Raw genomic sequence first — 21,524 nt, forward strand, 5'->3', positions numbered from 1 at the left:
CTATGCCGCAATTTCTTTTTCAGACGGACCCGTCGCAGGATGTCGCATCCCTGGCGGTTCATGCGGCGTTGCCCGCACGCGCCGGGCACTATGACGAGCTGCGCGACACGGCCGACGCGTCCGGGGCCACGCGACTGCGCGAACCCTGGCCCCGTTTTTTTGAATTGCTGGGCACCAGCGGCTTCGCCGACCTGGACCGGCGCGTCGATGTCGTGGCGCGGCAGATCCGCGAAAACGGCATCACCTACAACATCTACGCCGACGCCAGTGGCTCGGCGCGGCCCTGGTCGCTGGACCTGCTGCCGTTTGTCATCAACGACACGGACTGGGCCGCCATCGAAGCGGGGCTGTGCCAGCGCGCCAGCCTTTTGAATCGCCTGCTGGGCGACGTCTACGGCCCGCAAACGCTGCTGGCCGACAAGCTGATTCCGCCCGCGCTGGTGCTGGGCCACCCTGGCTACCTGCGGCCGCTGCGCGGTTACGCGCCACCGGGCGACACCTTTCTGCACATTGCGGCCTTTGATCTGGCGCGCGCCAGCGATGGCGGCTGGTGGGTGGTGTCGCAGCGCACGCAAGCGCCGTCCGGCCTGGGCTATCTGCTGGAAAACCGGCTGACGATTTCGGGCATGTTCCCCGAGGCGTTCAAGGAATTGCGGGTGCAGCATCTGGCCACCAGCTATCGCCGGCTGATGGACATGCTGTACAAGCTCAGCCCGGGCGGACGCTCGGCGCAGACGCCGCCGCGCATCGTGCTGCTGACGCCCGGCCCCTACAACGAAACCTATTTCGAACAGACCTATCTGGCGCGCTATCTGGGCGTGACGCTGGTTGAAGGCGGCGACCTGGTCGTGCGCGACAAGGTGCTTTACCTGAAAACGCTGCACGGGCTGGAGCGCGTGCATGCGGTGCTGCGCCGGCTGGACGACGATTTCTGTGATCCGCTGGAACTGCGCTCGGACTCCACGCTGGGCGTGCCGGGCTTGCTGCAAGTGATGCGGGCGGGCAACGTGCTGGTGGCGAATTCGCTGGGCACGAGCTTTCTGGAGTCGCCCGCCATCAACGGTTTCCTGCCCGCTATCAGCCGCCGCTTGCTGGATGAAGACCTGCTGCTGCCGTCGCTGCCATCGTGGTGGTGCGGCGAGGCCGCGGCGCGCGATCAGGCGCTGGCGAATCTGGCGGGCGCGGTGGTCAAGTCCACGTACCCCAGCAATACGCGTGGCGGATTCGAGCCGGTGATCGGGGGGGCGGTGCCGCCGTCCGAGCGCGACGCGCTGCTGGCGCGCATTGCCGACAACCCCGACGCCTACACCATCCAGGAATACCTGCCGCTGTCGCAGGCGCCCAGTTGGGCGGCCGGCCACATCGTGCCGCGCGCCGCCATGCTGCGCGTATTCGTCATCGCAGACGGCGAGGGCGGGTGGACCGTCTTGCCCGGCGGGCTGACCCGCATCGCCAGCCGTGAACAGCAGATTGTGTCCATGCAGCGCGGCGGCAGCAGCATGGATACCTGGGTCACCACGCGCGGGGCAGTCGATACGTTTTCGATGCTGCCCGCGCAGTTGCGCCCGGAAGACATCGTGCCGGCCCACCGCCCGGTGTCCAGCCGCGCCGCTGAAAATCTGTTCTGGATGGGACGCTACACCGAACGCGCCGAGAACGATGTGCGCCTGGCGACGGTGGCGTTGACGTGGTTGAACAGCGACGAAGACAACGCGGGAGAACTCTTCGCTGCGGTTGCCGCGCTGTGCCAGCGCAGCGGCCTCGTGCCGCCCGCGCAGACCTTGTCGGTGCGCATGTTCGAATCGACGCTGGTCGCCGAGCTGGCGGGCGCCGAAGCGCAGGGCGGGGTCGCCCGCAACCTGGGCGCGCTGGCGTTTGCCGCCGGCCAGATTCGTGACCGCTTGTCGCCCGACCACTGGCGGCTGGTGGTAACCGCCCATGAATGGTTTTTGCGCATGGCCACCAACCAGGCCAAGGGCCGCGACGACGATACGGTGTCAGACGCGCCGGCGTCCGCACCGGACGTGCTGCGCGCCCTGAAGAACCTGGGCATGCAGTTGTCGGCCATCACCGGTTCGCAAACCGACCGCATGACGCGCGACGACGGCTGGCGGCTGTTGACCATCGGCCGCCAGATTGAACGCCTGTCCGCCATGGCCAGCCTCTTGGGCGAACTGTTTCGCCGTAACGCGGTGCTGGGCGACAGCGGTTTCAACATTCTGCTGGATCTGTTCGACAGCAAGATCACCTATCGCGCCTACTATCCCGGCCGCCAGGAAGTGCCGGCACTGCTGAACCTGCTGGTGCAGGAGCCCGCCAACCCGCGCTCGCTGGCGTGTGTGTTGAACGTGTTGAAGAAGGAAGTGGCGCGCTTGCCCGACACGGTGGCGGGGCCTGCGTCCGACTTGTTGGCCTTGTTGCCGGCGCACGGCGCTGGCGTGACGCTGGCCACGCTGTGCGAGCAGACGCAGGGCTTGTACGCGGGCGTGCTGGCGCTGTCGGAACAACTGGATGGCGCGGCCAGCAATCTGTCCAATGAAATCAGCCGGCGCTATTTCAGCCACGCGGCGGGTTACGACCAGACGCTGTCGGCCTAGGCGGGGGGCCATCATCGTCATGAACTTGAGCTCTGTTTCCGCTGCCCCCCTGGAACCCGCATCCGGGCTGACGCTGGGCGTGGACCACGTCACCGCCTACCGTTACGACGCGCCCGTGGAGCTGGCGCACCATCTGGGCTATCTGCGCCCGTTGAACGACGCCTGCCAGCGGGTGGAGGCCTACGCGCTGACCGTCACGCCCGCGCCCGCAGACATCGCTGAATCCATCGACGGCTTCGGCAACACGCGCTGCACCTTCGCCCTCTATGCCCCGCACGAGGCCTTGACCGTGCGCGCCACCAGCCGCGTCACCGTCCACCCGCGCTTTATCGCCTTGGACCCGGCAACCGGCCTGACGTGGGAAGCGGCAGTGCAACGTTTGCGTTACGACCCGGCCCTGCCATTCGCACCGGAAGTGGAGTTCACGTTCCCGTCGACCTATGTGCCGCTGCACGCCGAGCTTCGGGCATACGCCTTGCTGTCATTCACACCGGGGCGGCCGGTGGCGGCGGCCGCGATCGACCTGATGCACCGCATTCACACCGACTTCACCTATCAGCCCGCGCACACGCAAGTGTCCACGCCCATCCTGCAAGCCTTCCAGGAAAAGGTCGGCGTGTGCCAGGATTTCGCGCATGTGATGATCGGCTGCCTGCGCGCCATTGGCTTGCCGGCGCGCTACGTCAGCGGGTATCTGATGTCGCAGCCGCCGCCCGGCAAGCCGCGCTTGATTGGGGCGGACGCGTCGCACGCGTGGGTGTCGGTGCACTGCGCAGGCGTCGAGGTCAATGGCGGCTGGGTCGATCTGGACCCCACCAACAACGTGGTGCCAGGCACGGCGCATGTCATCCTGGCCTATGGCCGCGACTACGGCGACGTCACCCCCTTGCGCGGCGTGATCCGCGGCGGCGGCCATGAACTGGATGTGCGCGTGACCGTCGCGCCCATCGACGAATTTCCGACAGGGAACGATGCATGAGCTATTTCTTCGACGCGATCAACCGCCAACTGCGCGCCCCGAAACGCCAGCGCGTGCGGCATGCGCGCGCGAAGGCCTTTCAATGCGTCTGCGGGCAACCTATTTTTTTCAGCAATACCGAATGCCTGAATTGCCATCGGCAACTGGGTTTTGACCCCAAGCGCGGCCACGTGCTGGCGCTGGACGAAGGCACCACGGCGGGCACCTGGCGCGAATCGGGCAGGGCGCGCGGCAAAACTTACAAACGCTGCGACAACTTCAGCTCACCCGCCTTGTGCAACTGGCTGCTGCCCGCAAACTCGCCCGATGCGCTATGCATGGCGTGCAACCTGAACCGCACCATCCCAGACCTGTCCGTGCCAGAGAATGGCCCGCTGTGGTTCAAAGTGGAAGTGGCCAAGCGCCAGATGGTTGCGCAGCTGATGACGCTGGGCCTGCCGATCCGGCGTTCCGTCGAACCGGACGACGGCGGCCTGGCCTTCGACCTGCTGGCGCCCACCGCCGACGGCGCGCCGCTGTTGACCGGCCACGCGCAGGGTCTCATCACCATCAACATTCTTGAAGCCGACGACGCCTACCGGGTCAAAGTGCGCGAAGACATGCGCGAACCCTACCGCACGCTGGTCGGCCATTTCCGCCACGAGATCGGCCACTACTACTGGGACCAGCTCATCGCGGGCGGCCCCTGGCTGGAACCCTTCCGCCAGGTCTTCGGCGACGAACAAGCCGACTACGCCCAAGCCCTGCAACGCAACTACGAACAAGGCCCGCCCGCCGACTGGGCGCTGCACTTCATCAGCACCTACGCGTCGTGCCACCCCTGGGAAGACTGGGCCGAAACCTGGGCGCACTACCTGCACATGATGGACACCCTGGACACCGCCATCAGCTTCGGCGTCACCCGCACAGCAGTAGAACAAGCGTATGAACCGTTCACCACCGCCGCGCTCTACGACCCGCAAGACCCGGAAGGGCAGGACTTCCTGGATCTGGTCAACGCATGGGTGGCGCTGACGGGGGTGTTGAACGAGCTGTCACGCAGCATGGGTCAGCGGGACTTTTACCCGTTTGTGCTGCCGGCGGAAGTGGTGGGGAAATTGCAGTTCGTGCATCGCGTGGTGAAGGGGGCGTCGGTGGGCGTCTGAGGCTGGATTAAACCGGCAAACGAACCGGCAAACGAACCGGCAAGTAAATCGGAAAGACGTGTACGACTCGCCCCATCAATTTCTTCCCTTCAGCGTTCCGCTATCAACTTACCGAGGGCGCCCCGTTAGGCAAAGACCTATTGAACGAGCGGCGGAACGAGCTGACCGCCATGCGTCGTCCACGCTGCGGCGGAGTTCGCAGTCGTTCATCGAACAGTGACCCTGTGCTTACGAATCAATGCGCTCCCCGTTCACGCGGATCACCGGTCTGCGCTTCTCGTCAAAGCCGCACAACTTGTCGATTTCCTTTGGGAACTGTGCGTACGGCACGTTGTACTGGATGAAGGCCTCGACGCTATCGGGGAATGCGTTTATCAACAACCAGCCCAACCAGAGCGGAATGGTGAGGGGTGCCTTGAGCAAGCCGTAGGGCTTCGCCAGCGTACGGCGCAGGCCTGCATACCAGTCCCGGTAGGGTTGTTGGGTCTCTTGCCAGCGGCTTTGTCGTGGTGGCAGCGGCGCGGGCTTGGGCAGGCCGTCTGGGCCTCGTTCCATGAAGACTTGCAAATAGGACCAGAGGGACTTGGCCGAACGGTCGCCGTCAAACAAGCCGAGATTGCCGCATGCCGCACAGATTTCTGTCGGCGGGTCCATGCTGTAGTCCACCCCGATGAGATACAGCGGATGCCGGCTCGCATAGCCGCTTGCAGAGACTATGGGCACATAGCCAGCCAAGACTTCGAGTCGGTCCCAGTCAAGCACATGCAGGCGCGTCTGTCGCGGGTAAATGAAGTAGAGCTGACGGGTGCTTCGGTGGACCCGAATAAAAGTTCCCCGATTTCGATGGGCACCGCTACCGTAGTAGAAAAGTAGCGCTATTGTTAACGTGAGTAGCACCCCGAGAAACATGTTGCCGGCGATGCGGTAGGTCATATTCTCGACGCCAATTAGCACAAGAAGCAGCAGCATAGTGGCAACAGCCACAACGAACGATGCGCCTATGTAACCAGCCACTCCACGCTGAGTGAAATTAGCGAAAGTGTCGAGTTCTACACACTGTTCGCTCACCCGTCTTACGCCATCGGGTTGAGGCGATTCCCCGGTCGGCTGATCTCTGTAGAGTCGCGTTCCACCAAAGCGCAGGCTGCTAGGTAGATGTTTGATCTCCGACATTATTCTGGTCCCCCGACAGGTTCAAGTTTGGCTGAATCAATCGGATCCGTGAACCATCCACTTGATGTGAACACCAACGGCGTCGGCGCGTCGGGTTGAAGCAATGCCAATCCAGGTTGTTGGTCCGGATCTGGAAAATACAGATACTCCAATGCGACTTCCGTATCCTCATGCATTTGAATCACCCAGCCACATTCTCTGCCGGTGCCGCCTAACGGAGTGACCAAGCATTCACGGTGATAGTCTATGGGGTTGGTGCCTGGGGCATACGCAATAGGCCCATTCACCTGCGCAAGTCTGTTACCACGAAGAGTAAAGGCCAGCTTGGTTTGAAATCTCTCTCCAGGTATGTCGGTGGTGCCGGGCAACTGACAGCTGATGCGCAGGGCGCCCACCGGATATCCAAAAGACTTTTCCCATTCAGGCGTCAGTCGTGGGCGATAGTACAAACTATGGACGGCATCCAATTCCTCGCGATTGGTGTAATGACGACTGTCCACTCCCCAAGCACTGTGTTTGAGCCATGTTTCGACTGGGCCGTGTTTGGCCATATCAGCGCCGAACGCGAATCCAATGACAAGTACGACGGCGACACCTGCAACAACTGCCCAGCCAAACGGAGTGAGCCCAAGCACCGCAACGGCTGCCCCTCCCCCAGAAATGGTTGCGGCGGTAGCCGTTCCTCCTGCCCATGCTGCCAATGCCAGAACGCCACCAGCGATGGCGGAGCCTATCAACATTCCACCTTGTTCCGGATTACTTTCGCCGAAAGCGTTTGCGGCTCTGATAGCGTCTGCAGCGGCAGCGATACCAGCCCCCCCGGCACCGAAGAATGCTACGCCTCGTTTAGCTGCAAGGACCTTTGCATTATTCGCTATGGCGGTGCTACCGCGTGATTCAGCTTTGATAACTGTGGCCATCGCATTCAATTCGATAGCAGCACCAACAAGCGCACTACTGGCACCCAACAAGCTGAAAATGTTTTCAGCTTTGGATGGATGCAAGCGCGCCTGCTTCGTTGCTGCGGCCATTCCTTTCAACGCCAGAAAGCCCCCCAGCCCAGTAAAAAAATGCCCGCCAGGCCCTCGCAGCCGGTTCAGCATATTGATAAAAAGATTACCTTCCATGTGTATAGCCCGAGGCGCAGGTAACGCAGCCCGATCAGCCGCTGCCCCATCAAGCTCGCGATAAGATGTCTCACCAACCTTGACCCAGTCGTACACCAAAACACGAGTAAGCACGTCAGTCTGATTGACTTTCGGAGACGGAATTTTCCAGCCCTGCGAGCGCTCGGAACCTAGCGTTTGATAGCCTTGGAATTCATAGGCGGCGCGCTGCAAATCCACCAAACTTATGTCGTATACAACGATGGTTGCGTTGGCTCGGATCTCCATCACGTGTCGCAGACGCCGTACCAGTACGTCCGCTTGCTTTGCCTGCGGTAACACCTGCAGCAATCCAATCAGCGCATTGGTGGCGGGAGTGATGACATGCTCTTCCAAAAACTTGTCCATGACGTCGAACAGGTTCTTGGCGATATAACCGGCACTGGACTTCAACCGGGCCAGCAGGATTTCGCTGCCATTGGCAAGTGCGAGCCAATAGGGGCTCTTGTCTGCGGGCTTGGCGATCAAGTCGCCTAGGACTTGCGCTCCGTCCTTCGTATGAACCAAGCCGCCCACGCACTGGAAGACGGCATTCTCATAGTCGCGTGCGTTGTGGATCACGCCAAGATCAAAGCAACTCAGTGCTTTGCCCAACAGCTTCTCTGGGCCGATGAGCTGCACCCAGGCGATGGAATCGTTCACCGCCGTGGCGATGGTTTTCTCAAACTCCTTGATCTTCTTGGAGTAGGTATCGGGAAACAACGTCGCGCCGGCATAGTTAACAAGATTTCTTTGCTTGGCCAGGGCCTTGGCCAAATCGGGGGAGCTGGCAGCCTGCTTCTTCATGGCCTCAAAATAGTTGGCAATGAGCATCCCGCTCTGCAACTTGTGCGCATTTTGCCCGGCATACTTGGTCTTCCTCGCTACCGCCTCTGTGACGAGATAGTGCAGCTCACTTGCCATTCCGATGGGATCTTGCAGCGCAACCGCCAAAGGCGTGATATCCAAACGTGGGCGTAGTTCGATGTACATATTGCCCAAGATGTTGTTGTGGTTTGGAATTACCGCTGAGAACCGAATCTCGCTCCAGCCATAGTGCATGGGAGTGCCGTGCACCGCGGGTGGAACCAGCTCAGGGGTGGCATTGCCAAGCAACGCGGCATTGAAGGCGTGCTTCTGCTCAGCACCCCCCGCAGGCTTGATCTTGACGGCCAGCGTATCCCGCAGCCCGTCCTTGTTTGTTTCGATATCCCAAAGCGTGCGATGCGTGAGCAACGTATCACTTACCATCAGGTAGATGCTCTCTGCGGTCTTGCTGTCTGGGGCTAGCAGGAAGGACTGGGCGCCCACGGTGTCGGGGCGAGCCTGCCGACCCGGGGTCGCGTCGGTTTCATCGGGACGGCTCCACCAGATACGAGCAAATCGTACGTCCTCGGTCACTTGATAGTGCTGCGTCCACATGCGGTCGTTTTCGAAATAGCAGAGGTAGACGTAGGTGCCTGGACGCAGCACACGCAGGCCGTAGGCCTTGCCTGAGGCCGAGGTAAGCGCGGGGTAGCCCTCAGTACCCAGTGTGGGGAATACGCCTTTATCCAGGGCCTTATCCGCGACGCCGTAGCGCAATGGGTAGACAGGAATGCACGTCTGACACGGTGGTGGCGAGATAGCGTTACCCAGTTGTTTCTCATTGGGACGATCCGGGCCTAGTGCGATTTTGTAAGTCGTGGTCATGCATCTTCCCTCAAGGCATGTTGGGGGCTAGAGCCGCCAGCCGCGCTTCGGCCTCAGTCAACCGCTGTTTCCCCTTTACCTGTCGGTTGACCAAGATGTCGCGCAACGCCCCATCCTTGGTAAAGCTCTCCTGTGAATATCGAAAGCGCAGTTCCATGTAGTGGCGAACGTCGCGTTCTGTGGCTAGCCCCAGTTGATCGGTAGCCTCACGGGCGAACAGGTGTAGATGCCGCCAGAGCACGGATTCATTTTCCGGACGGCCGTACGCCGGGAAGCGTTGACGAAAGTCGCGTGCACAGTCGCGCATGAACCACGCGAGGCTGGCTTGGCCAAGCGCAGCCTCATCGTTCGCGGTCAAAGCGATGGGGCCTTCCGTTATCCACGAAGTCAGAGCGGATACCGGGGCATCGGCAAACAGCCACTCGCCCGACGGCGTCTCACCTGCGTACCAGATAAAGCGCTGAATGGGGCCGAACAGCTTTGATAGTTGCTCCGCTGGCAACCCTTCACAGAGTTCTTCGAGGGGGCGCGCGGCACTGAGGCTGAAACCGACCGGAAAACCATCAGCTCCCGTCAGCTGGTGCAAGTGCTGAAGATGAGCGATGAGGCTGGCTTCATGATCGGGGCCTAGCAGGATTAATCCCGCGTGCTGGTGAAGCCAGTGATCGAGCGCGAAGGTGAAGAGCGGTTCGTCAAGGGGCACCAACAACGGTCCCTCACGATAGTCTGGAGAACCGTATTCCCAGGGGGTGTCGCGCCACACCCAACGATAGTCAAAACGCTTGGTTATCTTCAGCAGGTCTTGTTCAAGCGTTTCGCTGTGTGCTCCGCTTAGCCAAAGCCAAGGGCGTGCACCTTGTGGCAGCGCGGCCCAGTACATGTCGGGCAGTGCATTCACCACTTGACGCGACCAACTGGGGTGATCGGACGCGGTGTCCATCATGCCGCTGTCGAATGGCTTGGAGCGTTGAACGTAGCGTCGAGTATCCGCTGGATGGTGAGGGACAGGACGTCAGATAGTGAAGACATGGCGTGCTTCTGGGGAGGACGGACCTTGGCGGTCGTCCCTGGCGGAAAGTGGCGATGACCACTTTTAGAAGCAACTGCCAGAGCTGGTAAATGAGAACAGTCTGATAAGTGTGTGAGATAGATATCAAACGTCCGATTCTTACCGTGCGGAGCGCGGTTGGTGGACTTACTTGCCCACCATCCGCATCCCCCCGCAATACGGCTCCGCCGCTGTCATTTCCCCCAGCACGTCCCGCAACATACCCTGCACGATCTTCACCGCCTGCGTCGTCGGCCGGCTGGCCGCCGTGGCGAGCATCAGGCGGGTGGACAGGCCAGGGTGGGTGATGCGGCGGATGACGAGCGTGCCGGCTGCGACTTCGCGGGCGACGGCGGGCAGGCCCAGCACGGTGTGGGCCATGCCGGTTGCGACGAGGTCTTTCATCAGCTCTAGCGCGTCCATTTCAAATGCGATGTTCAGCGGCATGTCTGCTTGCGTGGCCGCGTGTTCCAGAGTGCGGCGCAGGCCGTGGTTGCGGGTGGGCAGCACCAGCGGCAGGTCACGCAGTTGATCGAAACGGATGGAGCGCATCGCGCGCGCGGCGGGCGACAGGTTTTGCGGGGGTGACACCAGCGCCAGGTCCAGCTCGGCCAGCGGGTCGACCGCGATGTGTTGCGAGCGCCGCGCGTCGTGCAGCACGGCGATGTCGACACGGGCATTGGTCAGCCATTCAAGCACGTAGCCGCTGTAGCCCGTGATGATGTTGAGCTGGATACGGGGGTGCTGCTTCCACACTTCCGCCACCAGCCGCGCGCCGACCATGTGCGACAACGTGGGCGTGAGGCCCAGCGTGACCTGGCCTGATGGCGACTTCTGGTCGTTGTGGAATTCGGTGACAACGTGGTCCATCTGCCGCAGCAGGGGGCGCAAACGCTCAAGCAGTTTTTCGCCATCGGGCGTGAGCGACACGCCGCGCCCATTGCGGTAGAGCAGCGCGCAGCCGCATTCGTCTTCGAGCTTTCTGACCTGCCGGCCCAGCGCCGATTGGGCAATGCCCAGCACCGAGGCCGCCTTGGAAAAGCTGCCCTGATCGGCAACGTGGATCAGGTTTTCGATCTTGCGTAAGTCCATCCCGGGTCCGTGGCGGGCGAGGGCGCCGCTGTCTCTCGTGTGCGTTTCTTGTATATCTGATTGCCAGAGTATGCCTAGTTGGCCCCGGGTTGCCAATCTAGAATTTCCGGGAGCCAACCCTTATTTTCTGATCCCTCCATGACTGTTTCCGCCGAATCGAACACGTCCGCCCACGCCTTGCTGAAGGTGTTTTCCGCCAACGGCGTCGACCGCGTTTTCCTGGTGCCAGGTGAAAGCTATCTGGGCGTGCTGGATGCGTTGTACGACTTTCCGCAGATGGATGTGGTGACGTGCCGCCATGAAAGTGGCGCCGCGTTCATGGCGGGCGCCGATGCGCGGCTGACGGGGCGGCCCGGCGTGGTCATGGTGTCGCGCGGGCCGGGGGCAACGAACGCATCCATTGGCGTGCATGCCGCGCAGCAGGACGCGGTGCCGATGATTCTGTTGATCGGCCAGGTGCCAAAGAAGGACGTGCGCAAAGAGGCCTTCCAGGAGATCGACTACCAGAAGATGTTTGGGTCGATGGCCAAGTGGGTGGTGGAGGTTTCCACGCCAGAGGAACTGGCGGCGGCGGCGTTCAAGGCGATACGCGTGGCCACGTCTGGCACGCCGGGGCCGGTGGTGATGGTGGTGCCGGAAGACGTGCAGCAGGCGGCGGTGCCGCAGCCGGGCTGGGTGGCCGCGCCTGACAGCCCCGCCCAACCGGCGCCCGTGACCTTGGCGCGCGTGCAGGCGCTGCTGGCGCAAGCGCGACGGCCGCTGATCATTGCGGGCGGCGCGTTCAATCGCCCGGACGGGCGCGATGCGCTGCGCCGGCTGGCCGAACGGCACACGATTCCGGTGGTGGTGTCGTTTCGCCAGCATGACGTCTTTCCGAATACGCACGCCTTGTACGCGGGGGATCTGGACTTGGCTACGTCCACCGCGCAAATCGATGCCTTCAATTCCAGCGACCTGATTCTGGCGTTGGGCACGCGGCTGGGCGACATCACAACGCAGGGATATGCGTTTCCCGGCTATCCGAAACCGTCGCAGGCGTTGGTGCATTGTTACGACGATCCGCACATCGTGAACCAGCACTTTGCCGCCGATGTCGGGCTGGTGGCGGACCCGGTGGCCACGGCGCACGCGCTGGCGCAGTTGCCCGCGACGGCGCGCGAACACGGCCACGCCCGTGACGATTGGGCGGCATCGTTGCGCAGCATTCAGCAGCGCACGGCCGCCTGGCCGAATCCGCAGGTGGAAGACGGCGTGCCGTTTGTGCAGGTGGTGCGCGCGTTGACGGAGCAGGCGCCCAATGACGTGGCGATCTGCCTGGATGCCGGCACCTTTGCCGCGCCGGTGTACCGCCATTTTCCGTTCGTGTATCCGCAACGGCTCATGGCGTCGCAGTCGGGGGCGATGGGCTACGGCACGCCCGCCGCTATCGCCACGCAGCTGCGGCACCCCGACCGCAAGGTGGTGTGCCTGGTGGGCGATGGCGGCTTCATGATGACCGGTAACGAGATGGCGGCCGCCGCCGAGCGTGGGCTGCCCATTTTGTTCATCGTGTCGAACAACAATTGCTATGGGTCGATCCGGCTGCATCAGGCGCGCACGTACCCGGGCCGCTATGTGGGCACGAACCTGTCCAGCCCGGACTTCGCAATGATGGCGCGCGCGTTTGGCATGGCAAGCGAAACCGTGACGCAGAGCGATCAAGTCAGCGCGGCCATCGCGCGCGGGTTGGCGGCTGCCGGCCCGTACTTTGTGGAAGTGCGGACCAGCTTGGCGGCGATTCTGCCCAAGGGCGTGAGCCATGACGCGGGCGTGGACTTGGCGCCGCGCACGGACCCGGCGTAAGTCCGCGGCATTGCAGGCTTTTATCGAAACACCGCCACCACGTTGCGGCCTTGGTGCAGCACCGCTCAACCGCAGCACCGCCTCACCGCATTACAGCTTGTACCCCGGGTCCTTGCGATCCATCAGCCGCAGCATCGCCGGCCATTCCAGTTCACCGAAGGGACGGCGTGTGGTGGGCTGGTATAGATGCCACGTCTTTTCAATCACTTCCGGCGGCGGCAGGCACAGTTCGCGGTTGGCGCTTAGTGCATCGACTTGCGCCTTGCACGCCATCTCCAGCCAGTACAGCGTGTTGAACGCCTGTGCAATGGTCGGCCCCACGGCCAGCAGGCCGTGGTTGCGCAGGATCATCGCTTCGGACGCGCCCAGGTCCGCCACCAGGCGGCTGCGTTCGTCCAGGTCGATAGCCACACTTTCGTAGTCGTGATACGGAATCTTGGCGAAGCGCATGGCGGTTTGCGTCAGCGGCAGCAGGCCGCACTTAAGCGCCGACACGGCCATGCCCGCGCGCGTATGCGTGTGGATGACGCAGCCCACGTCGTGGCGCGCACCGTGCACCGCGCTATGAATCACATAGCCCGCCGCGTTAATGCCGTAGCCGGTGGGCGACTCACCCAATAGGTTTCCCGCAAGGTCGATCTTGACCAGATTGGAGGCCGTGATTTCGTCGTACATCATGCCGTAGGGATTGATCAGCAGGTGATCATCCGTATCGGGGATGCGCGCGGTGATGTGGTTGTAGATCAGGTCGCTCATGCCAAAGTGCGACACCAATCGGTAGCAGGCGGCCAATTGGACGCGGGTGTCCCATTCTTGCGGGCTCATGTCGGAGGATGCATGCATCGTTGCCGTTTCCTGTTCAGTCGGTGGCTTTGACATTGAATTCGCGGACCACATTGCCCCACGATTCATATTCGTTTTTCATCATGACGCCGAAGTCGGCGGGCGTGGCCGTGGTGCGCACTTGCGCACCCAGGTCGGCAAGCTTGTCGCGGACCGCGGCGTCGGCCAGCACGGTATTCATCTCGCGCGACAGCCGGGTCTGGATGGCGGGCGGGATGCCGGCCGGGGCAATCAAGCCCAGCCAGGCGCCCATATCAAAGCCTGGGTAGCCCTGTTCGGCCACGGTCGGCACGTCGGGCAGCATGGCGACGCGCTCCGGCGTGCTAACGGCCAGCGCCTTCAGGCGCCCCGACTTCACCATCGCCAGCGACGACACCATCGTATCGAAGGTGGCGGTGGTGCGGCCGCCCACAATGTCAGTCTGCGCCTGGCTGCTGCCCTTGTACGGCACGTGCACCATCGTGGCGCCCGCCTTGGACAGCAACACCGACGTCACCAGATGGCTGGTGGTGCCGATGCCCGTGGTGGCGTAGGTCAGCTGATCGGGCTTGGCCTTGGCGGCGGCCAGGAATTGCTTCAGGTTGTGGGCGGGGTTGTCGGGGTTGACGACAAACAGGTACGGCAGCCACGTGATCAGCCCGATGGGCGCAAAGTCCGTGCGCGCGTCGTAGTTCAAGTTGCGGTAGACGTGGGGGTTGATGGCTTGCGGGGCGGACGCGCCGATCATCAGCGTGTAGCCGTCGGGCTTGGCGCGCGCGCCCAGGCCCGCCGCGATGGACCCGCCTGCGCCCGGCTTGTTTTCAACGATGAACTGTTGGCCCATGCGTTGGGCCAAGCGTTCGGCCAGCATGCGGGCGACGGTGTCGGTTGCGGTGCCGGGCGGAAAGCCCACCAGGATGGTGACGGGCTTGGTGGGGTAGGCCGAGTCCTGGGCCTGCGGTTGCGCTGGGGCTGCGGTTTGCGCTTGCACAGCGCTCGCCAAGGCCACCGCAAGCGGCGCGGCCAGCAGCAGCGCCAGTAAGGGATTGCGCATCGTGTTGTCTCCGATCATTGTTCTGATGGCGGGACAGCGCTGGCGCCGGCCCGCATCGGGGCGGGCTCCTTTTAGTGGTTCTCTCTTGGTGGTGCTCGTAGTGCTGCTAACCGCCCCGATGCCGCTTACGGTGGCACATGGGCGGGCGGGCTTCAATGGCCTGAACGGCCAAGCAGATCACGCGAAATGGCAAGGCGGACCTTGAACGTTCAAGGTCCGCCTTGTGGCGTCGCATCACACCGTCAGACTGTCAGACTGATCCAGGTCGTCTTCAAGTCCGAGTACTTGTCCAGCGCATGCAGCGACTTGTCGCGGCCGGAGCCCGACTGCTTCACGCCGCCAAACGGCACGGTGATGTCGCCATCGGCATAGCAGTTGACCCAGACCAGCCCCGCGCGCAGCCGGCGCGACAAGCGATGCGCGCGCGACAGGTTGGCCGTCCATAGCCCTGCGCCCAGGCCGTAGACCGAATCATTGGCCAGTTCGATGGCTTCGTCTTCGGTGGTGAAGCGTTGCGCCGCCAGGACCGGGCCGAAGATTTCTTCGCGCACCAGCGCGGAGTCTTGGCTGGCGCAGTCGAAGATGGTGGGCTCGATGTAATAGCCGCCCGTGGCGCTGCGGGCCTGCTTGCCGCCCAGGCGCAATGTGGCGCCGTCGGCCTGGCCCGCCGCGATGCGAGCCAGCACGCCTTGCATCTGGCGTTCGTCAACCATCGCGCCCATGGCGGTGGCCGGGTCCAGCGGGTCGCCGGGTTGCAGCGTGGCGGCAAAGGTCGCGACCTTGTCCATGAACGCGTCGTAGATGCCGTCCTGCACGTACAGGCGCGAGCCGGCGATGCAGACTTCGCCCTGGTTCGAGAAGATGGCAAGCGCTGCGGCTTGGGCGGCGCGGTCCAGGTCGGGGCAATCGTCGAACACGATGTGGGGCGACTTGCCGCCGCATTCCAGCCAGACGCGCTTCAGATTCGATTCGCCGGAATACGTCATGAAGCGCTTGCCCGTGGCGGTGGACCCGGTGAAGGCCACGCAGTCCACGTCCGGATGCAGGCCCAGCGCTTGCCCGGCCACCGCGCCCAAGCCCGGCACCACGTTGAAGACACCGGCGGGAATGCCCGCTTCGGTGGCCAGCGCGGCCAGACGGATGGCGGACAGCGACGCTTGTTCGGCGGGCTTCAAGATGACGCTGTTGCCCGCGGCCAGCGCAGGCGCCACTTTCCAGGCCGCCATCATCAGCGGGTAGTTCCACGGCACCACGGCGGCCACCACGCCCAACGGTTCGCGGGTGATCGTGGCCAGCGCGTCGGGGCCGGTCGGCGCGATCTCGTCGTAGATCTTGTCGATGGCTTCGGCGTACCAGGCGTAGCAGCGGGCGGTTTCTGGCACGTCAAAGGCCAGCGCGTCGCGGATGGGCTTGCCCATGTCCAGCGTTTCCAGCAGCGCCAATTCCTCGGTGTGCTGGTCGATCAGGGCGGCCAGACGCAGCAGCCGCACCTTGCGTTCGCGCGGGGCCAGCTGGCTCCAGACGCCGGCTTCAAACGCGCGGCGGGCGGCGGCCACGGCGCGGTTCACATCGGCCTGCCCGCACGCCGCCACGTCGGCGAGCTTGCGGCCGTCGATGGGGCTGGACGCCGGGAAGGTTGCGCCATCGGCCGCGTGGCAATAAGCGCCGTCGATATAGGCCTGGCCGTTGAAGGCCAGGGCGGCGGCACGGGCGTGCCAATAGGCGGAATCGTGTTGGCTCATGCGGGGGCTCCCAAGTGGTTGGCGCGCGCGACCATGGCGTCCAGCAGCACGTTGCAGCCAGCTTCCAGGTCCGCCGGTTTGGCGTCTTCGATTTCGTTGTGGCTCACGCCGTCTTTGCACGGCACGAAGATCATGGCGGTGGGCGTGACGCTGGCCATGTAGACGGCATCGTGGCCGGCGCCCGTCACGATGTCCATTGCGGCCAGACCCCGGCGGGTGGCGCCGTCGCGCACCTTGCCGACCAGGTCCGTGTCAAACGGCGTGGGCGGGAAGTACTGCACTTGCTTTACGTCCACGGTGACGCCGTGACGTTCGGCCACATCGGTGCAGGCCGCCAGCCAGCGCGCGTCCATCTGCGTCAGCGTGGCTTCGTCTTCGTGGCGCAGGTCCACGGTAAAACGCACTTGGCCCGGGATGACGTTGCGTGAGCCGGGGTGGGCGTGGATTTCGCCCACCGTGCCGCGGCCGTGCGGCTGGTTGTCGTTGGCGATGCCAATCACCGATTGCAGCAGGAAGGTGGTGGCGTACAGCGCGTCGCGGCGGATGGGCATCGGCGTGGGGCCGGCATGCATTTCCATGCCGGTGACCACCACGTCGTACCAGCGCACCCCCAAGGAACCCGTCACCACGCCGACCACTTTTTCTTCGTGCTCCAGAATGGGGCCTTGCTCGATGTGGGCTTCGAAGTACGCGCCTACCGGGCGGCCGCCGACCGGATCCGCGCCGGCATAGCCGATGGCGGCCAGCTCGTCGGCCACCGATTTGCCGTCGTGGTCGCGCGCGTTCAGCGCCACTTCCAGCGGGAATTTGCCGGCGAACACGCCGGAGCCCATCATCACGGGCAGAAAGCGCGAGCCTTCCTCGTTCGTCCAGATGGCCACTTCCAGCGGCGCCTCGGTGACGACGCCGTGGTCGTTCAGGCTGCGCATGACTTCCAGGCCCGCCAGCACGCCGTAGCAGCCGTCGAACTTTCCGCCGGTGGGCTGGGTGTCGATATGGCTGCCGGTCATGATGGGCGGCAGGTCATTGTTGCGGCCGGCGCGGCGGGCGAAGATGTTGCCCACCTGATCCACCCGCAGCGTCATGCCGGCATCGCGCATCCAGCCGGTGACCAGATCGCGGCCCTGGCCGTCCAGCGCGGTCAGCGCCAACCGGCAGTTGCCGCCCTTGGGGGTGGCGCCGATTTGCGCCAGATCCATCAGCGACTGCCACAGCCGCTGTCCGTTGATTGAAATCGTCGTTGTCATGGCGTGGGGTCCTGTCAGTGGCCGGGTTTGTCATTGCGGGCGATGCGCGCCTGCGCGGCTTCGCGAATGCCCATCAGGGTTTCGCCCGGCGCGATGCCGTTGGCGTCGTAGCGGATTTCCAGCAGCGCGGGCAGGCTGTTTTCATTGGCATACGCCAGCGCGCGTTCAAAGGCGGGGCCGAACGCGTCGGTGCTTTCCACGGCTTCGCCATAGCCGCCGTAGCCGCGAATGATCTGCGTGAAGTCGGGGTTCTCAAAACCCAGCGCGATGGTGCGTGCGGGGAATTCGCGTTCCTGGTGCGCGCGGATCGTGCCCCAGATGCCGTTGTTGAACACCAGCACCACGACACCCAGCTTGTACTGCAACGCCACGCCGAGCTCCTGCATGTTCATCTGGAAGCAGCCGTCGCCCGCGTAGCAGACCACCGTGCGCGCGCGGTCTTCCAGCTTGGCGGAAATGGCGGCGGGCAGGCCGTAGCCCATCGAACCCACCGTGGGCGTCAGGCTCGTGCCGGGGCCGGTGTAGCGGCGGTAGCGGTGCGGGTACAGCGCGTAGTTGCCCGCACCCACGGTGATGCAGGCGTCCGCAGGCACGTGCGCGTCGACATAGGCGGCGGCTGCGTCCAGGCTCATGGGGCCGGGCGAGGGCAGCGGCGTCAAGCTGTCGGCCAGTTCCTGATGGGCGGCGCGTACGGCCTCGGCACGGGGCGTGGCGTGGCCGGGCGCCAGGTCAGCCACGCTGGCGGCGAAGCTGGCCACGTCGGCCACGATGGCCTGCGTGGGCGAGAACACGCGGCCCAGTTCGGCGGCGTCCGGGTAGACGTGAATCAGCTTTTGGCGCGGCAGCGGGCTTTCAATGACGGTATAGCCTTCGGTCGTGGCTTCGCCCAGGCGCGTGCCCACGGCCAGGACGAGGTCGGCGTCACGCAGGCGCTGGCGCAAGGCGGGCGTCATGGCCCAGCCGACGTGGCCCGCGGCGTTGGGATGGCGCTGGTCGAAACATTCCAGCCGGCGCCAGGCGGTGCCAACCGGCAGCTCGAAGCGTTCGGCGAAGCCGGCGATCTGGTCGATGGCGGTTTGATGCCAGCCATTGCCGCCCAGCAGCAGGAAGGGGCGTTCGGCGGCGTTCAGCAACTGCGTCATGCGCGCAAGGTCGGCCGCGCCGGGGTGGCTGTGCACGCGCGGGTAACGCGGCAGGTCCGCCACGCGGGCGGTGCCCCACAGCGTGTCTTCCGGCAGCGCCAGCACCACCGGGCCGGGCCGGCCGCTGGTGGCGACAGCAAAGGCGCGCGAAATGAATTCGGGGATGCGGTCGGTGCGGTCGATCTGCGCCACCCACTTGGCCATCTGGCCGAACATGCGGCGGTAATCGATTTCCTGGAAGGCTTCGCGCTCCATGAAGTCGTTGCCGACCTGGCCCACGAACAGGATCATCGGCGTGGAATCCTGGTACGCGGTGTGCACGCCGATGCTGGCGTTGGTGGCGCCGGGGCCACGCGTGACGAAGCAGATGCCGGGCTCGCCCGTCAGCTTGCCATAGGCCTCGGCCATATAGGCCGCGCCGCTTTCCTGACGGCAAACGATGGGCTCGATGGCGTCGGTGTGCTCGTTTAACGCATCGATGCAGGGCAGATAGCTTTCACCGGGAATCATGAACACGCGGCGCGCGCCATGGATGCGCAATTGCTGCATCAGGATCTGACCGCCATTGCGTTCGGGAATTGCGGCTGACGTCATGCGGAGTCTCCTTGTTGCGGGACGGCCTGCGCGCGGCGCTCGGCGGCCCATCGTTCGAATTGGTCGTGGCGCGCCAGCAAGCGGCGCGCGGTGTTGTAAGTGGGGGGATCGATGCGTTCGGCGTCGTGGCGGCCGGCGCGCTGGGCCTCGAAGCGGGCCACGCGGTCGCGTGCCGCGTCCACGTCGTCGGCGGACGGCGTGAATACCGCGTGAATCAGCGGCACCTGCTCGGCCACCGTGGCGCATTTGGACTTCAGGCCCAGGCGGCGCGCCCAGCGCAGGTCGGTTTCCAGCGCGGGCAGGTCGCGGTAGTTGAACGGGCAGTCGATGGGCACGCAGCCGGCGGCGGTGCAGTCCACCAGGAAGCGGGCGCGCACGGCGTGCAGTTCAATGCCGTCCTTGCCGCGCTCGGCACCCAGGCTGGCCGTCAGGTCTTCGGCGGCCAGCAGGCAGGCGGACACGCGCGGGCTGGCGGTCAGGATGTCATAGGCGCGCACCAGCCCCAGCGCCGATTCCAGCGTGGGCACGATTTCGGTGCTGCCGGCGGGCAACCCGAGTTCGGATTCGAGCGCGCTGATGGCCGCGTCCAGCGCCACGATCTGCGCGGCGCTTTCGGCGTGCGGCAGAAATACCGCATCCGGCGCGCCGGGCATCACGCCGCGCAGGTCAGCCAGGCCATCGTCTTCCAGCTTGTTGATGCGCACAGCCGCCACCACGCCCTGCGCACGGCAGGTGGCGAACAGCGCGGCGATGCGCGGGCGGGCGGCCGGCCGTTCGACGGGCGCGGTGAACTCTTCCAGGTCGGCCACCAGCGCGTCCGTGCCGCTGGCCAGGCCCGCGGCCTGCGCAGCCGCGTCCATGCCCGGCACGAACATCCAGCTGCGCCGCAGCGCGGGGGGACGGCGAAACGTTGAAGTGTGGGTCATTGCACATGCCTCGGCAGGAACAGCACCAGTTCAGGAACAAAGGTCAGCAGCAACATCACGGCGGTCATGGCCAGCATCATCCACGACAGCGGGCGCAGCGTCTGCATCATGTTGATGCCGCCAATCTTGCAAGCGGCCATCAAGTCCACCCCGACCGGCGGCGTGTTGGCGCCAATGGCCATGTTGATGGACAGCAGAATGCCGAAATGCACCGGGTCGATGTTGTAGTGTGCCAGCACCGGCATCACGACGGGCGCCACGATGATGATGACGGGAATGGCTTCCATGAACGTGCCCAGCAGCAGCAACACCACCGTCAGCACCAGCAGCACGGCCGTTTTGCTGTCGGTCCACTCGACGAGCAAGGTGGACAGCGCCTGCGGCACCTGTTCGGCCACCAGCACCCAGGCGAACAGGCCCGATGCGCCGATGATCAGCAGGATGGACGCGCTGCTTTCGCCGGTGGACTTCAGGTTGTCCCACAGCGATTTCAGGCTTAGCGTGCGATACCAGAAGAAGCCGATCAGCAAGGCGTAGACGATGGCGCTGGAGGCCGCTTCGGTGGCGGTGAAGATGCCAAAGCGGATGCCGCCGATGATCAGCACGGGCACCATCAGCGCGGGCAGCGCGTCGATGGCGGCGGCGCGCAGTTCGCCCCACGAGAACGGCTGGCCGCCTGCCCAGTTGTGCTTGCGCGACTGCCAGATGGCCACGCCAATCAGCGACAGGCCCAGCAAAATGCCGGGAATGATGCCGGCCACGAACAGCTTGCCAACCGACGTGTCGGTGATGGTGCCGTACACGATCAGCACGATGCTGGGCGGAATGATGGTGGACGTGGCGCCCGCGCTGCCCACCAGCGCGCACGAAAAGCCCTTGTCGTAACCGCTGCGGGCCATGGCGGGCAGCAGCAGGCTGCCGATGGCGACCACATCCGCCACGCCCGAGCCCGACAACGCGCCGAACATCAGGCAGGCCAGCACGGCCACCACGGCCAGGCCGCCCTTGATGTCGCCCACAATGGCGGCGCACAGGCGCACGATGCGCTGGGTCAGGCCCGCGCCGTTCATCAATTGCGCGGCCAGGATGAACAGCGGAATCGCCAGCAGCGTGAAGCTGTCCAGCCCCACCACGTACTGCTGCGCCGCCACCATCATTGGCGCGGAGTCATAGACCGCCAGATACGCCAGGCACGACAGCACCAGGCCAAAGGCGATAGGCATGTCGATCAGCACCGTGATCGTGAACACGCCCATCAGAAAGAGAGCACCCGAAGACATCTTG

At 64.2% G+C, this 21,524-nt stretch carries 15 protein-coding genes; 4 read left to right on the forward strand and 11 right to left on the reverse strand.

Annotated features, from left to right (window positions below):
- The first annotated feature begins 2 nt into the window (after window positions 1–2).
- The 3 genes from AC1DB0_RS27365 to AC1DB0_RS27375 are packed head-to-tail and all read left to right on the forward strand — an operon-like array spanning window position 3 to window position 4,721.
- Window positions 3–2,597: a circularly permuted type 2 ATP-grasp protein gene (locus AC1DB0_RS27365; protein WP_476758329.1), complete on the forward strand. Its 2,595-nt coding sequence runs from the start codon at window positions 3–5 to the stop codon at window positions 2,595–2,597.
- A 19-nt stretch (window positions 2,598–2,616) separates the two neighbouring features.
- A complete protein-coding gene (locus AC1DB0_RS27370; RefSeq protein ID WP_346551817.1) occupies window positions 2,617–3,576 on the forward strand; it encodes a transglutaminase family protein in 960 nt (319 codons plus the stop codon).
- Window positions 3,573–4,721: a zinc-binding metallopeptidase family protein gene (locus AC1DB0_RS27375; RefSeq protein WP_476758328.1), complete on the forward strand. Its 1,149-nt coding sequence runs from the start codon at window positions 3,573–3,575 to the stop codon at window positions 4,719–4,721. The genes AC1DB0_RS27370 and AC1DB0_RS27375 overlap by 4 nt, the downstream gene beginning before the upstream one ends.
- 228 nt (window positions 4,722–4,949) lie before the next feature.
- On the opposite strand, the gene AC1DB0_RS27380 is transcribed toward AC1DB0_RS27375, so the two are convergent.
- The 4 genes from AC1DB0_RS27380 to AC1DB0_RS27395 form a co-directional block, all read right to left on the reverse strand.
- Window positions 4,950–5,654 (reverse strand): DUF6708 domain-containing protein, encoded by a 705-nt coding sequence (locus AC1DB0_RS27380; RefSeq protein ID WP_476758327.1) that lies wholly within the window; start codon window positions 5,652–5,654, stop codon window positions 4,950–4,952.
- Window positions 5,655–5,893: 239 nt separating this feature from the next.
- Window positions 5,894–8,731: a toxin VasX gene (locus AC1DB0_RS27385; RefSeq protein WP_476758326.1), complete on the reverse strand. Its 2,838-nt coding sequence runs from the start codon at window positions 8,729–8,731 to the stop codon at window positions 5,894–5,896.
- Between the two features lie 10 nt (window positions 8,732–8,741).
- Window positions 8,742–9,674, reverse strand: a complete 933-nt coding sequence (locus AC1DB0_RS27390; RefSeq protein ID WP_476758325.1) for a hypothetical protein — start codon at window positions 9,672–9,674, stop codon at window positions 8,742–8,744.
- A gap of 252 nt (window positions 9,675–9,926) precedes the next feature.
- Window positions 9,927–10,871 (reverse strand): LysR family transcriptional regulator, encoded by a 945-nt coding sequence (locus tag AC1DB0_RS27395; RefSeq protein ID WP_054426833.1) that lies wholly within the window; start codon window positions 10,869–10,871, stop codon window positions 9,927–9,929.
- 138 nt (window positions 10,872–11,009) lie between these two features.
- Here AC1DB0_RS27395 and AC1DB0_RS27400 point away from each other — a divergent pair, with 138 nt between their 5' ends.
- Window positions 11,010–12,713 (forward strand): thiamine pyrophosphate-dependent enzyme, encoded by a 1,704-nt coding sequence (locus AC1DB0_RS27400; RefSeq protein ID WP_476758324.1) that lies wholly within the window; start codon window positions 11,010–11,012, stop codon window positions 12,711–12,713.
- A 90-nt stretch (window positions 12,714–12,803) separates the two neighbouring features.
- On the opposite strand, the gene AC1DB0_RS27405 is transcribed toward AC1DB0_RS27400, so the two are convergent.
- The 7 genes from AC1DB0_RS27405 to AC1DB0_RS27435 all read right to left on the reverse strand — a co-directional run bounded on the left by AC1DB0_RS27405 (window position 12,804) and on the right by AC1DB0_RS27435 (window position 21,520).
- Window positions 12,804–13,556 carry a class II aldolase/adducin family protein gene (locus AC1DB0_RS27405; protein ID WP_054426831.1) on the reverse strand — a complete coding sequence of 251 codons (753 nt, stop codon included), beginning with the start codon at window positions 13,554–13,556 and terminating at the stop codon, window positions 12,804–12,806.
- Window positions 13,557–13,572: 16 nt separating this feature from the next.
- On the reverse strand, window positions 13,573–14,589 hold the full coding sequence (locus tag AC1DB0_RS27410) for a Bug family tripartite tricarboxylate transporter substrate binding protein (RefSeq protein ID WP_476758323.1): 1,017 nt from the start codon (window positions 14,587–14,589) through the stop codon (window positions 13,573–13,575).
- Window positions 14,590–14,831: 242 nt separating this feature from the next.
- Window positions 14,832–16,331, reverse strand: a complete 1,500-nt coding sequence (locus tag AC1DB0_RS27415; RefSeq protein ID WP_476758322.1) for an aldehyde dehydrogenase — start codon at window positions 16,329–16,331, stop codon at window positions 14,832–14,834.
- The gene (locus AC1DB0_RS27420) at window positions 16,328–17,578 is read right to left on the reverse strand and encodes a Zn-dependent hydrolase (protein WP_476758321.1); all 1,251 of its coding nucleotides are present in this window, start codon (window positions 17,576–17,578) and stop codon (window positions 16,328–16,330) included. Before AC1DB0_RS27420 ends, AC1DB0_RS27415 begins: the two co-directional genes overlap by 4 nt.
- Window positions 17,579–17,592: 14 nt before the next feature.
- Window positions 17,593–19,314, reverse strand: a complete 1,722-nt coding sequence (locus tag AC1DB0_RS27425) for a thiamine pyrophosphate-binding protein (RefSeq protein WP_342065549.1) — start codon at window positions 19,312–19,314, stop codon at window positions 17,593–17,595.
- Entirely contained in the window at window positions 19,311–20,240 is a 930-nt protein-coding gene (locus tag AC1DB0_RS27430) for an HpcH/HpaI aldolase/citrate lyase family protein (RefSeq protein WP_175168700.1), read from the reverse strand. Before AC1DB0_RS27430 ends, AC1DB0_RS27425 begins: the two co-directional genes overlap by 4 nt.
- Window positions 20,237–21,520, reverse strand: a complete 1,284-nt coding sequence (locus AC1DB0_RS27435) for a TRAP transporter large permease (RefSeq protein WP_054426825.1) — start codon at window positions 21,518–21,520, stop codon at window positions 20,237–20,239. Before AC1DB0_RS27435 ends, AC1DB0_RS27430 begins: the two co-directional genes overlap by 4 nt.
- Window positions 21,521–21,524 lie beyond the last annotated feature (4 nt).

Source organism: Achromobacter sp. 10T422, assembly GCF_056394065.1.

Coding starts and splice junctions, on each gene's coding strand:
- AC1DB0_RS27365 (WP_476758329.1), top strand. CDS start 3: ATGCCGCAATTTCTTTTTCAGACGGACCCGTCGCAGGATGTCGCATCC.
- AC1DB0_RS27370 (WP_346551817.1), top strand. CDS start 2,617: ATGAACTTGAGCTCTGTTTCCGCTGCCCCCCTGGAACCCGCATCCGGG.
- AC1DB0_RS27375 (WP_476758328.1), top strand. CDS start 3,573: ATGAGCTATTTCTTCGACGCGATCAACCGCCAACTGCGCGCCCCGAAA.
- AC1DB0_RS27380 (WP_476758327.1), bottom strand. CDS start 5,654: ATGACCTACCGCATCGCCGGCAACATGTTTCTCGGGGTGCTACTCACG.
- AC1DB0_RS27385 (WP_476758326.1), bottom strand. CDS start 8,731: ATGACCACGACTTACAAAATCGCACTAGGCCCGGATCGTCCCAATGAG.
- AC1DB0_RS27390 (WP_476758325.1), bottom strand. CDS start 9,674: ATGATGGACACCGCGTCCGATCACCCCAGTTGGTCGCGTCAAGTGGTG.
- AC1DB0_RS27395 (WP_054426833.1), bottom strand. CDS start 10,871: ATGGACTTACGCAAGATCGAAAACCTGATCCACGTTGCCGATCAGGGC.
- AC1DB0_RS27400 (WP_476758324.1), top strand. CDS start 11,010: ATGACTGTTTCCGCCGAATCGAACACGTCCGCCCACGCCTTGCTGAAG.
- AC1DB0_RS27405 (WP_054426831.1), bottom strand. CDS start 13,556: ATGCATGCATCCTCCGACATGAGCCCGCAAGAATGGGACACCCGCGTC.
- AC1DB0_RS27410 (WP_476758323.1), bottom strand. CDS start 14,589: ATGCGCAATCCCTTACTGGCGCTGCTGCTGGCCGCGCCGCTTGCGGTG.
- AC1DB0_RS27415 (WP_476758322.1), bottom strand. CDS start 16,331: ATGAGCCAACACGATTCCGCCTATTGGCACGCCCGTGCCGCCGCCCTG.
- AC1DB0_RS27420 (WP_476758321.1), bottom strand. CDS start 17,578: ATGACAACGACGATTTCAATCAACGGACAGCGGCTGTGGCAGTCGCTG.
- AC1DB0_RS27425 (WP_342065549.1), bottom strand. CDS start 19,314: ATGACGTCAGCCGCAATTCCCGAACGCAATGGCGGTCAGATCCTGATG.
- AC1DB0_RS27430 (WP_175168700.1), bottom strand. CDS start 20,240: ATGACCCACACTTCAACGTTTCGCCGTCCCCCCGCGCTGCGGCGCAGC.
- AC1DB0_RS27435 (WP_054426825.1), bottom strand. CDS start 21,520: ATGTCTTCGGGTGCTCTCTTTCTGATGGGCGTGTTCACGATCACGGTG.